Origin of the sequence: Paenibacillus sp. GYB004 (genome assembly GCF_036577605.1) — a bacterium.
GTDB lineage: Bacteria > Bacillota > Bacilli > Paenibacillales > NBRC-103111 > Paenibacillus_AB > Paenibacillus_AB oceani.
Genome location: NZ_JARBDB010000004.1, coordinates 132,973 through 145,335, shown reverse-complemented (window position 1 = coordinate 145,335; position 12,363 = coordinate 132,973). Strand labels below are relative to the sequence as shown.

General features: G+C 48.3%; 13 protein-coding genes. 1 reads left to right on the top strand and 12 read right to left on the bottom strand.

Annotation, left to right across the window (positions count from 1 at the left end):
- Positions 1-716: 716 nt before the first annotated feature.
- Positions 717-1,409 carry an HAD family hydrolase gene (locus tag PV433_RS02670; protein ID WP_332070650.1) on the bottom strand — a complete coding sequence of 231 codons (693 nt, stop codon included), beginning with the start codon at positions 1,407-1,409 and terminating at the stop codon, positions 717-719.
- A gap of 235 nt (positions 1,410-1,644) precedes the next feature.
- On the opposite strand from PV433_RS02670, the gene PV433_RS02665 reads away from it, so the two are divergent.
- Positions 1,645-2,961 carry an ABC transporter substrate-binding protein gene (locus PV433_RS02665; RefSeq protein ID WP_332070649.1) on the top strand — a complete coding sequence of 439 codons (1,317 nt, stop codon included), beginning with the start codon at positions 1,645-1,647 and terminating at the stop codon, positions 2,959-2,961.
- A gap of 338 nt (positions 2,962-3,299) precedes the next feature.
- On the opposite strand, the gene PV433_RS02660 is transcribed toward PV433_RS02665, so the two are convergent.
- The 11 genes from PV433_RS02660 to PV433_RS02610 form a co-directional block, all read right to left on the bottom strand.
- The gene (locus PV433_RS02660; RefSeq protein WP_332070648.1) at positions 3,300-3,860 is read right to left on the bottom strand and encodes an ATP-binding protein; all 561 of its coding nucleotides are present in this window, start codon (positions 3,858-3,860) and stop codon (positions 3,300-3,302) included.
- A gap of 281 nt (positions 3,861-4,141) precedes the next feature.
- Positions 4,142-4,558 (bottom strand): VOC family protein, encoded by a 417-nt coding sequence (locus PV433_RS02655; RefSeq protein ID WP_332070846.1) that lies wholly within the window; start codon positions 4,556-4,558, stop codon positions 4,142-4,144.
- Positions 4,559-4,742: 184 nt separating this feature from the next.
- Positions 4,743-5,522: a sporulation protein gene (locus tag PV433_RS02650; RefSeq protein ID WP_332070647.1), complete on the bottom strand. Its 780-nt coding sequence runs from the start codon at positions 5,520-5,522 to the stop codon at positions 4,743-4,745.
- Positions 5,523-5,678: 156 nt separating this feature from the next.
- Positions 5,679-6,497, bottom strand: coding sequence for a DUF817 domain-containing protein (locus PV433_RS02645; protein ID WP_332070845.1), 819 nt, complete (start codon positions 6,495-6,497; stop codon positions 5,679-5,681).
- Positions 6,498-6,617: 120 nt separating this feature from the next.
- Positions 6,618-6,848 (bottom strand): helix-turn-helix domain-containing protein, encoded by a 231-nt coding sequence (locus tag PV433_RS02640; protein ID WP_332070646.1) that lies wholly within the window; start codon positions 6,846-6,848, stop codon positions 6,618-6,620.
- Positions 6,849-6,859: 11 nt separating this feature from the next.
- Complete coding sequence (locus tag PV433_RS02635) at positions 6,860-7,342, bottom strand: DUF2975 domain-containing protein (protein ID WP_332070645.1); 483 nt, start codon at positions 7,340-7,342, stop codon at positions 6,860-6,862.
- Positions 7,343-7,569: 227 nt separating this feature from the next.
- A complete protein-coding gene (locus PV433_RS02630; RefSeq protein ID WP_332070644.1) occupies positions 7,570-8,001 on the bottom strand; it encodes an SRPBCC family protein in 432 nt (143 codons plus the stop codon).
- A 240-nt stretch (positions 8,002-8,241) separates the two neighbouring features.
- Entirely contained in the window at positions 8,242-8,904 is a 663-nt protein-coding gene (locus tag PV433_RS02625; protein ID WP_332070643.1) for a nucleotidyltransferase domain-containing protein, read from the bottom strand.
- Between the two features lie 59 nt (positions 8,905-8,963).
- Entirely contained in the window at positions 8,964-9,707 is a 744-nt protein-coding gene (locus PV433_RS02620) for a GNAT family N-acetyltransferase (protein ID WP_332070642.1), read from the bottom strand.
- 644 nt (positions 9,708-10,351) lie between these two features.
- Positions 10,352-10,858, bottom strand: coding sequence for a DinB family protein (locus PV433_RS02615; protein ID WP_332070641.1), 507 nt, complete (start codon positions 10,856-10,858; stop codon positions 10,352-10,354).
- Positions 10,859-11,414: 556 nt separating this feature from the next.
- Positions 11,415-12,338, bottom strand: a complete 924-nt coding sequence (locus PV433_RS02610) for an aminoglycoside phosphotransferase family protein (protein WP_332070640.1) — start codon at positions 12,336-12,338, stop codon at positions 11,415-11,417.
- Positions 12,339-12,363 lie beyond the last annotated feature (25 nt).

Below are 12,363 nucleotides of genomic sequence, written 5' to 3'. Positions count from 1 at the left end.
GTCGTCCCGTGAGCATTGAACAACAAAATTGTATTTGGTTGTTCAAGTGAAACTAACGATATTAACTATTGCCCTTCAGGTCGGTCAATGTCATGGTCGATTCCTTTCCTTTGCGGCTGCTTTCGTTCAATTATTATACTTTTTCTGCGACAGCGTCCGGGAGGCCCGAACCGATCAGAGCGGGAGGCTGAACGAGCGGCTGAAGCAATATACTGAGATTCGAATTATCCTTGCCCGTTACTTCAACCAGAAAACGGCAGCCGATCGAGTGCCGGCTGCCGTCTTGTGTAATTGAGCTATAGTAAAACCAATCCTTTCAATTCAATCCGATTTCCTTCAGGGTCAATCGCCTATATGTTTATTATCTTTTGCACAAAACTGTCCGTTAGGTGAGCGAGCTCCGATCCACCACAGGCAGCCGTAAGCGGCGTACCCGGACCAGCCGGTAGATTGCTTTTGGAAGGATTGGTCGACCCATCCGGCAGGGAGGAGTCGCTGGCCGTTCCAGATGCCGTCCGCCAAATACAACTGGCCGAAACGCGCGCGTATCGTTCGAAGACGAGCTGCGCAACCTTGACGATCAGGAGGCTGTAGAGGCTGGGAAACGTCCGGAGCAGCGTTTCATAGGCTTGGTTCAGTCGTTGTGCGTCTAGCTGGGCCCTCTTCGGTTCCGACACTGTGAACGGGACGGCTTCTTTGATCCGGTGCACCGGGCATCATTCCTTCCCCGATAGTTGAGGAGATTCTCTTTCCATATTTACTTGGTTAATTAAATCAGATAACTCGATTTCATCTAGAGAGTTTATTCGTAAGTCAAATTGCTGAAAAGTTAATCTTTTAGTAACTTCATTTGGCACTATCACACAATATATCCCCGCTCTTTTTGCAGACATTAATCCCGCCGGCGAATCCTCAATCGCAATGACATGAGAAGATTCTAAATTCATTTTTTCTAATACGTTTAAATATAGATCCGGATTCGGCTTCACATGATCCACATCTTCTGCGGTTGCAATATGTGTAAAAAAATGGGCGATTTCACATCTTTTTAAAAGGTCTACTATTCTTTTTCGCGGGGAACTGGAAGCCAATCCAATCTGAAGGTTCATTCTTTTTGCGGCTTCCAGATAGGAATAAACTCCGGGAAGCAGGTTTTCATTTTCTATTCTATTCTCATACTTATTCTTTTTATATTTTTTAAGTTCAGTTTTATCGATTTTACACTGTAAATATGCAATAAGATAATCATAGGGATCGAAATTATTTTTGTCGCCACCCACTCTTCGTTCCCACATTTCAAGTGGCAGTGTGACTCCGTATTCATGAAATAGGTCCTCAAAAACCTTGAATTCTACAGTCTCCGTATTAAGAATTACACCATCAAAATCAAATATGATTCCCTTTATCAACGAAGCTCCTACTTTCTCATTTCAGATGAAAAAGGTTTGCGTGTCAGCGCCATAGGCTGACGATTTAAATTATACATTTTTTCCCTCGTTGAGCCTAGAGGGGTGATACGGGATTAAAAAGCGCAGGATATAAATTTGATTATTCGCCATGGAACCTTGAAACCAAAAATGGTAAATTGCGTATTTCATGTCAAGTTTACTTTTCCTTATTCCACGCGAATGGGATGTGATGTTATTGAAACGATGGATTGGTGCAAGTGCCGTCGTTCTTGCTGTCAGCTTCATGACGGGATGTTCTTTATGGAGCAGCAAGCAGACTGCAGCTACGGTTCCGCCGGACGCGAACACGAAGGAAATTACAATCCTGCTGCCGGAATACAACACCGCAAGCAGCAGAACCAGAAACAGCTCGTTTGAAAAAGGCGCCAGGCTGTTCGAAGAGGCAAATCTAGGGGTAAAGGTAACGGTCGAAAAGCTTCCCGTGACAAAAGGGTATCGAGCTGCAATGACGGAAAGGCTGAATGACAGTAAACCCGTCGATCTCATTTTTGGTCCATTTGATCCGGTACTGAACGAGCAAAGAGCATTTGCCGCCGATCTGATTCCTTTATTTAAAGCGGATAAAATGACAATGGACGATCTTTACGAAAATATTGTCGAGATGGCGAAGTTAAACGGGAAGCTGCTCGGCATTCCGATGGCTCCCACTCCGCTGGCCGTTTTTTACAACAAAGAGTGGTTCAATAAAGCGGATCTCCCATTTCCCGGAAAAGAGTGGACCTGGGAGCAATTCCTGAATCAGTCCGTCAAGCTGCAAGCGGCAAATCAAGTGGAGGGGAAGGAAATATTCGGCAGCGTCGTTCCGCTTGAGATGCGTTTGTTCGAGTCGCTCGCAGTAAGCAGCGGGCATAGCATCATAGCTCCCGACGGCAAGCAAATGAGCGGCTATTTGAACAGCAAACCGGTCGCGGAAGCGCTCACGAAACTGCTTAATCATATGAATACGACGAAGGCGAGCAAAGGCGTTCCAAGCGCCACGGATCCGGTATTGCAGGATTTAAGAGCGTTTCATGCCGGTATGGGCATTGGAGTCATCAACATCTTTCCTTACCTGGAGAACAATCAAGCAACAAAGGGGAAATTCGGAATTGCCGGGCTGCCCTATATGGAAAAAGGAGTCCGGGCTAACGCCGTTTATTTCAGCATGCTTTCGATAAGCGAGTCCTCCAAGCAGAAGGCGTTGGCTTGGAAATTTATAAAAGATGTCATTCTGAACGGCGACAGCCCGTTCCAAAAAGAGTGGATCAAAGAGGATCTGTTGACCGTCAAATCGGCTTTTCAAAAATCGGGACAGCAGCAGGTTCCCGGGATGGACGTACTGGCCGGGGAATTGGAACACGGGATCAAACCGATCGTTTTCCGGAATGCTGCACTCAACTCGGTTAAGATAGCGGATAATCGACTGTTTACCGCGACGACGGAAACCGAAGTTATGGCCTCGTTAACGGATCTTGCAGCAGAGATCGACAAGCAGCTGTTAGGTAAAAAATAAAGCAAACGACCACACCTTCGCTGGTGTTAAACACTCTCTACGATTACGCATATCTTCCCGCCCGTTCAACATTTAAGGTTCATCGCACAACGACCCGCTCCTGTAACTTACCTGCACTCCTGTCACAGCTAACGGCAGCCGAAGACATGGACGTCTTTGGCTGCCGTTTATGCGTACGAGACTTTTAATTACACAGCTTCACATAGTCAGCGATTTTCTTATGAAGCAGTTCCACCCGCTTCTCGTCCGGTTCAGCAATCGGGAGCAAAGGCATACGGGGCTCCCCGCAATCCAGTCCGCTCCATTTCAAAATAGCTTTGCAGGCTCCATCATCTCCCCTACGACCGCCCAGCAATGCTCGCAATTTTTTCAATGACTGCAGGAACTTCTTCGCTGGTTCTGATCGTGAACAAATGATCTGCTTCGCCTTCTGCCGGCGGCGCCATTTCTGCCTTATGGGACTCCGACTGTTGCCGGGCAAGCACCTCTTCGAATGTCGAAGCGCTGCGGAAGATCGCTTTGCTTCTCTGACTTCCGGCCACGCGCGCCTGGAGCACTTCATGTGGAATATCCAAATAGACGAGTATGCTCCTGAACCCTTTGCTGCGAAAATAGTTCAAGACGTCTATACGGCCTTTTCGGGCAAGGTTGGAATTGCACAAGATCAGATGGCAATCGGTCTGATCCGCCGCATAATCGACAATCGTTTGCGTGACGGCGTATTTGAGGGTATTCGGCCCTTCTTTCGGACGCAGCGACTTGTAGTACGTGTTGATAAACGCGGCGTGATTGTCTTGATCGATGATCACGGCGTTGTGCATCTGCGCCTCTAAATTCGCGGCGAAAGTCGTCTTTCCGCTATGAGTTTTGCCTACGGTTACAACAACCAGTCTGTTCATATGCTCCTCCCTTTCGAAACGATTTACCGAAGCGGTACCGTTCGTTGAGTTACTGAAACAGCTCCCGATATTCAGGCTCCAGTATACTCATCATAACATCGGTTTCGAATTGGCCCTCGATATAGCTTACGCGAGATGATGTCTTGATCAATTAGAGCTCCTCCTCACCGTCTTTTGTAAAAACAAAAAATCCCGTCTCCGAAGAGACGAGAAGTTTTCCCGTGGTACCACTCTAATTCGATCAAGATACTGATCCTCTGCTTTCCTAATGGGCTCTTATATTAACCTTCCGTATAAATTTGAAAGGTCACCCCGAATTGGTCAGTTACATCACCGAAACCTGGGCTAAAAGCTTCTTCTCCAAACGGCATATTCACATGACCGTTTTGTCTTAAGGCTTCAAAAAATCGTCTTGATTGTTCCACGTCGTTAGTTGAAATGCAAATGGTTACCTGTTTACCCTTTGGAATAGACGAGCCGCTTGGAGCATCGGAAAGCATAAGTTCCGATTCCCCAATTCGCAGCTTAGCATGGGCCACCAGATTTTTCAGGTCCTCATTAAACGTATTCGGCATTTCCGGCATCTCTCCGTAAGTAAGGATAGAGAGTACTTCGGCACCAAGTGCTTGTTCATAAAACTGAATAGCGTCCCTCGCGTTTCCTTCCATATTTAAATAAGGGGAAAGTATTACTGCCATCATCGGTCAACTCCTTTTTTTCAATCGTAGCATATAAATCAGGCCTGGATTACTTTTGGATTGCTATCTTCCCTGATCTTCCCGGCACGAGTATCGAGGAGTTTCTAAAACTCATCCATGGCTGCCAACTTTCTTTCTCCCCATCCCGGATTTTGACTTGTCGAAAAGATGCGATTGCGTTCATTTAGATGTATCTGCGAATCGTCTGGGCTAGCTGTCCGGCAATGTAGCTCGCTCCGTAGTTAAGTTTAGTACGGTCGAATCTTATTCTTACATAACTTTCATCCTCATCAATCGCCTCCGCGAACCAGCCCGCCAATCCGCGCGATTTGCGGTCGATTTCCAACAGTAATTCGACGCCGTTTTCGTCCGGGTAAAAGATGATTTCCAATTCGTCCAGCTGATACTGGAACTTGGAGGTAGGGACAAATTCGAACTCTTGTACGAAAGGCAATCCATTTTTTCGGCCGAAATACGGCGCGTATTCGCAAGTCACCTCGCGAAGCTGGAAACCGAGCTTACTAACCGCTTCCAGAATAATCTCGCAATACCGATGCGGCCTGACTTGAAGTGCATCCTGATCGTTCGGATCGACCGCGTCTTTAATATCGAGTCCGGTTTGAATCCAGACGGGTGTCCTGCCCATCGTGACTGGCATAGCCACCGGAAGCTGGAACGAGACCGGGAATTCATAGACTTGCTCCGCCTGTACGATAAACTTTCCGGTAAGCAAAAATTTGGACACGGCTGCTTCCACCTCCGTCTTCCTATCATTCTGCTCCTTCAAGTAACGCGTCATAACGAAAGCGTAAACATCATCGACCTGCTGATCCACACGGCCACCCTGGATTCGGACGACCCCTCGAATCGTATCGCCGGCTCGGGCCACATTTCGTTGAAGCATAAGATCCACTTGAGCCGAGCCAAGCCCGACACTCGCGAGGATTCGTTTGAACATGGACATGATAATTGAAGTGCCTCCTTTTATTTACATATATACTACTACGGCGGGAAAACATAAGGAGTTTCAAGCACTTCATACAGCTGGTTTTATCAGCGTTCTCGCAAAAAAATGGCCGTAAACAGAAAGAGACTGCCGATCCATACCGGCAGCCCAGTCTTACTTGGATATGAAACTATCGGCTCCGCTATCCCATTCAAAATCGTTTGAAGCAGGGGTCTGCCGTTCCTTCACCAGCTTTAGAGTCGCTACAATCAAGAAACTGACAATCACCAGCAGCAGCCAAGAGCTCACCTTGCCTACATGGACGAGTCGCCACGATGCAGACTGATCCGGATATTCCCAGGCTCCGAAGAACGTAGCGACGTTTTCCGCGATCCAGATAAAAAATCCGATCAGCGCAAAAGAAAGCGCAAGCGGCATCCGGTATCGCGTTCCCCCCACCTCGTACGTGACCCAGGTCCGCCAAAATACGAGAAGGACAAGCGCCGACAGCCACCAGCGCACATCGATCCAATAATGGTGGGTGAAAAAGTTTAAATAAATCATAGCCGCAAGCGGCACTACCACCGGGAACGGCGGCCATCGAACCAGCTCGACCTTCAACCGGCGCCATGCCTGGCACAGATAACTCGCCACACTCGCGTACATAAATCCGCTGTATAACGGAACGCCAAACACCTTCGAGTATGCCTCTTCAGGATACGACCACGAACCCATATGCACCTTGAATATCTCCAGGGTCAGGCCGATCAAGTGAAACAAGGTGATCACCTTGAGTTCATCACGCGTTTCAAGACCGGAATAAACCATCCACACCTGCATAACCAGGCAAATGAGCAGCAGCAAATCGTACCTCGGAAGCCCGGGGATCTCGATCAGTTGCGTTAGAGCCAGCGATGCGAAAATAACGACGGGAAACAAACAAGACCATGCCTGCTCCCAACCAAAACGAACGAACTGCTGCAATCCCCTCACCATTGCTTCTCACCACACCACGATATTCTGACCGGGGAGCCGGTCCATGCGAACGTCAGCAAACCTCCGCCATCCGAAGGCTTACTCTTGCTAATCGTCCCATTCATGCGCAACTCCCCTTTATACATGAGACCCTCGAGCGTCTTCACCACTTTGGTACTCTAAAATATCCCCAGGCTGACAGTCCAAAGCTTTGCAAATCGCTTCCAACGTTGCTAAGCGAATCGCTTTCGCCTTTCCGTTTTTCAATATGGAAAGGTTCGCCATCGTAATACCCACTCTCTCCGAAAGCTCCGTCACGCTCATTTTCCTTTTGGCCAGCATCACATCGATATTAATTATAATCGCCATTGTTATTCACCTCAGACCGTCAAATCATTTTCAGATTTTATATCAATCGCTTCTTTTAAAAGCCTTTGGAGAACGGCGGCAAAAACGGCAATGACCATGGAGGCGAAAATGACGACCAATCCGATTGCGATAACACCGGGAGCATCGTCCTTCTCGGCGAGGAGATAAAAAAGCGGCAGGCCGGCCACATACAAGCCGCTGATTGTGATTGCGCAAATTTTAATGTTCTTGAGCGCCTGCACCGACCGTTCCGAGAAGGCTTTGTTCTTGTCAATGTAATTTAAAAGCTTAAACGCTTGATACAGAGCAAAGTAAAAAGGAATCGCCGATGCATACAAATCGATAAAAAAGAGGGTTTTCAAATAAGGCATATTCGGATACAATTCCACTGTATAATTCGCAAACTCGGGCACCGCAAAAATGCACAAGGCAAGAACCGGAATTCCGATAAGAATTACAGCTGCCTTTAAAAAGAGCGTTGTTCCTCGTTTCATAAAAGCCCCTCGCTTATCATTGAAATTAATAATTTGACTTTACCATTTCATTTATCGAATTTCAATAAAAAAATACTGATATTAAATATATTATTGTTGTTTATATTGACATTTCGATTATCGTTTGACCGTATAACCGGAAATGAATTCCACGGGGATCCGCCTTGCCAGGACACAGCAAAGCGCATGCCGACAATCGGCATGCGCTTCAATGACAAACTATTTATTTATGCTTGTGCAGTTTCCGCATAGGTTTTGAAACTGTCCAAGATCGCTTGCCATCCGGCTTGCTGCATCTCGACGGAATTGGTCTGCTCGGCGTCAAACAATGTCGTAATTTTCGTGTCGTTGCCTTGGCGGGTAAATACACTTTTCACTTTACGACCGTCAGGCATGGTGTAGGCGATGCTCTCGTGCAGGTTTACTTCGTCGTATACGCCGTTGAAATCGAATCCGAAGCTCCCGTCTTTGGCTTCCATCCTCGAGAGGAATTTACCGCCGACCCTCAGATCATTCTCGGCATGTGGCGTGTGCCAGTCATCGGAAGCTTTGTTCCATTGCATGATATGCTTCGGTTCCGTCCAATTGGTCCATACGCTTTCGATGGGAGAATGAACGATCGCTTCCACGGTTATCGTTACCGGATTACTTGTTCCCATGATTAACCTCCTAATCGGTATGTTCTCAAATCATACTCACATTGTACCCTCACCTATTATAGCATGACCGTGGCAGCCTGATTTCTTATAAATTGCTATTCGAATCTATCATCCGCTCATAAGCGTAGCGAGACTGCCGATCCGGGACAGGAGGCGTCCCCCCGCAGAAAGGTACCGGTAGAGGGCTGAGAGCTTCCTTTAAGAGGCAGCAACCGGCCGCACTTTTAGCTTAAAGTATGGCTACAGTCTTTCAAGCCATTCGTGTCCGTCGGCATACTCCCTTTCAAGAGAGTTTCTTAACCATCGCTTCTGCTCCTCTTCAAGAACCGGTAAAGAAATATTGAAATCCTGGTAATGATCAAACGGTTCCGGACTATATTCTAAATACCGCGCTTTATAATACAGTACAACTTCAGGAGCCAGATATGGGACCCCGCCGCACTCCAGTAAAGCCTGATTCAGCTTTCTTTTTAAGTTTGCGTTTCCCGGCAAATACAAATCGTGATCATCCCTCTGATTAAAAAGATATTCGATGTAGGTGAAATCTCGCTGCTCCTTCTTTTCCAAACCAAACCGATACGTTCCGTCCCCTATCGGATCTAAGGTACAACGATCCTCCTTGGACGTAAAACAGAAGAGGTTTCGTTTCTCAGCAAGCGGCTGCACCTCAAACAACTCGCGGACTACTCCCCCGCCACAAGCTTCCAGTACCCTCCAGCCCGTAGCCAGCATGAACGCAATGATTGCATTTCGATCCTCCCAAAATACGGCAATATCCAAATCTTTATGAATTCTTGTCGGCTTCCCGAGAAACACATCGATTGCGCCCCCACCACAGATGTACCAATCGAAACCCGGGTCGGCCAAAAATGCACGAGCCTGTGCAATAAGGGATTCCACCATTTACAACTCCCGACGATTTTCAGAATTACCCAACGAGTTCGCCGTCTAATCCGGCATAATTATAGCGTCTTCCGCACCAGGTCCATCGTATACGTTTCTGTAAAGCCGAGACTGTCGTACAGATTCCTCGCATAATTCCCGACCACACACCACAAGTTGACACTCGTATGCCCGCGCCGGTAGATCTCGTTGCATAGATACATCGTAAATGTTCTTCCGATTCCGCGCCCTTGAACATCCGTACGGACGGAAATGCTGCTCAGCTCATTACCGGAAATGTGACTATACCCGACGAGCTCCCCGTTGATTTCGTAAACAAAACGGTCTTCCGCCTCTTCCTTCCATAATCTGCGTTCCTTTTCACTCGGCGGAGCAATGACGGAATCGGGAAAGCGGCCGACACGGACGCGCATGTCATGGAATGCTGCTGCATAAAACGCTTGGCTGGCCGTATAGTCTTCATCCGTGTACATCCTCGCCGGAATATCCTCCAAGGGAAAGGGCTCGCCGGTCCGCTGCATGTGTGCCGATGAAAAGTACGGGTCAAACCCAAGCTTTTGCGCAAACGCAAGAGAGGATGGACGACCGGCACGAAAGGAACTCCTGACTTTCTCGGTTCCGCCCGCCCGCAATTCGCTTTCCATATAGTTCACCATAGCCGTGCCGATTCCTTGCCTGCGCAGCCGCGGATCAACAAACACCGTGATGTAGGACTGGGGTGCAGGCTCGTTCATTTGGCCCAGTGCAACAAGCCGATCCCCTATACGTGCGGTAAGAAACAATTTCGGTTCTTTCGTAAGCACACGAAGCATGTCTTCACCCGCGTCGGCGTCAAGGCTTACAATTGTCTGACAGCCTCGCCATCCTGTTCCCTAAAGCGCTCATACCGGATCTCTGTTGCATGCATCGGCTTCGATTCCTCCCTTGTCAGTTACCTCGCCGTTCTTCTGCTCCTATTGCCGAATCGGGGGCCCGGATGAAAACCTACCAGTCGTACCATTTCAAGATCGGCGCCAGCGTATACAACCTGGTATACCGCAAACAATCTTTCTCCGCCTGTTCCAAATGGTAGTTTGGCATAAAATCCCCCTATTCCGAGGGAAAACCTATTCTTATAAATCACTTTATATGTCCACAGATAAATAGGCGAGAGGAAGTATTAATGAAGTTAAACTGTCCGAACAGAAAAGCTGCCGGAACTGGGTACGGTTCAGCTTAACGGGTCTATCGTTGAATCATGCGAAGGAACGCGCCGGGGCAGCTTCGGGACTTGAACCCTACAGATAGCGCCCATGCTGGGCGCACAATCAAAGGCAACCCCGTTCCTTTTTGGATAGAGGCTGCCTTTTTTCATTTGTTACTACTATGAGATTACATCATTCCATATCCTGCAACGATGCCTTTGGCTACAGCTGTCTGGATCGCCGCTGCCTCTTTTATAGATCTATCATTTGTTCGCGCGGGCTGCACGCATAGCTGCGGTTTCCTCTTCGTTCGGTCCGTAGATGCCGGGGGCTTCAAGTCCCGCTTGACGCATCAGAATCGTCATCTGGCCGCGATGATGAATTTGATGGCGGATCAAAAATTGCAACACGCCGGCATGTGTCGTATCGATAAAGCCGAACAGTACCAACTTCTCCGGAAGCTTGGCGTCCGTCCATTGCTCCTTCAATGCCGATATAGCAATGTCATGAACCTTGCGATAATTGTTGGCGATATCGGCAGCGAAAGCCGGTTGCTTTGAAAGGTCCGGACCTTCCATCTTCAGACCTGCCGAATCAAGAAAAGCTCCGTAGCTGCCCACCAGATGCCAGGCCAGTTCGCCCAACGTCCGCGGCTGAGCGTCCGAAACGGCTTGCTTCAACGATTCGTCCGTCAGCTTGTCCAATACTTTCAATGTTAGCTCTGCCTCTTGCGTGCAATCTTCCAGAAATGCATTCATGCTTGTGTACATCATCATCTCTCCTTATAGAGTTGGAATAAATACGCTGGCCGCAACAATGTGGGTATGTATATAATGTACCAATCCCTTAATGAAGTGTCCACTACATGTAATACATGGATGTCCTCTAAACCCTGGATCGCAAGCTAGATGCAGGACGAACAGATTGGGCAGTTCCATCTGCTTCAATCCCACCAAAATACCCACACATCGTGGCGGCGCAGATAGGCTGCATATTGTCCAACGGAATCAAACGTCTCCAGCACATATTGGCAAACAGAAAATGTTCCTTGGCGAGCTGCAATGCCGCAGCATCCGTCGCAGGGCGTTTGCTGACACGCACGACCCATGTATCCTGGGTGACACTAGCGGGACCATCCCTTCCACAAATCGTCCTCCAGCCAGTCGCGGTCTTCTTCATACGTCCTTTCGGCTTTGACCTCCTCGTCCGAACTCGCTTCGTTCTCTGCCATCTGATTCGTACGCTGCCGCCGCTTTTATCCTCTATTGTAATGTTGCCTAACGCCTATGCGCATCGCTCCATCCTTCCCAATTTCGTCCCTGTCTCTTACGTCAGGTTCAATAGAAATTGTCGCGTGCCTAAATAGGCGTCTTTCCATCCCATCTTCGCGTAAAATCGTAGTCCATCGAGTCCTTTGAAATAATAAGCGCCGAGCAGCCGCTCCTTGAAATCCGGAATCACCTTGCCGGCCTTCGTTAGATAGTCTTGATACGTCTGAATGACGCCGCTCCTCGGCATATGCCGATCGAGAATGGCAAGGTCCACGAGGCAATCTCCGTACATGCAATTGCCGTCAATAATGCCGGTAATCCGCTTGCCGTCCGACAACATGTTCCACTGGTGAAAATCACCGTGGATAAAGCCTCTGTGCGATTCGTTATACGGTACGTAGGCCATCAACCGGTTATAGATCTCTTCGAATACGTCTCTCTCCAGGCAAGACGTGCGATAAAGATCGTGCCAGTTCTCCCAGAACGTCCCTGTCTGATCTTCCGAATTGAACGCAACGACAAAGTCTTTCCACGATTCGTAACTTCCGTTACCGTCCGGCCTGATCCATCCGTACCCGGTTGTTGATCCGACTTCCACATCGGCCAGACTCGCCAAGATGCCGATAAGCTCCGGCAATTGATGGAGTTGTTCTTCTTCCGTGCAATCCCCTAGATTGCGCCCGGCTATTCGCTCCATAATCACATAAGCCAATTGGCCGGTATTCCCTAGCACCAAACATTTCGGAAAAGGGATTCCTTGGCCCGACAGCAAGTCAGAGACATAACGTTCCGTCTCGTATGCGCCAGCCAGATCGCTGAATTTCACACAATAATCTTTCCCTTCGTAAACGAATGAAAACACGCTACTCAAATTGCCGCCAGCCAGCGGAGTAAGTTCAGCCACACCCGGTCCAAAATGATTTCGCAGCACTTCCTCAATTTCGCTAATCGCCAAGCTAGGTTTCTCATAGGCAGACATGGTTCCATCCCCCGTTCATGTCATT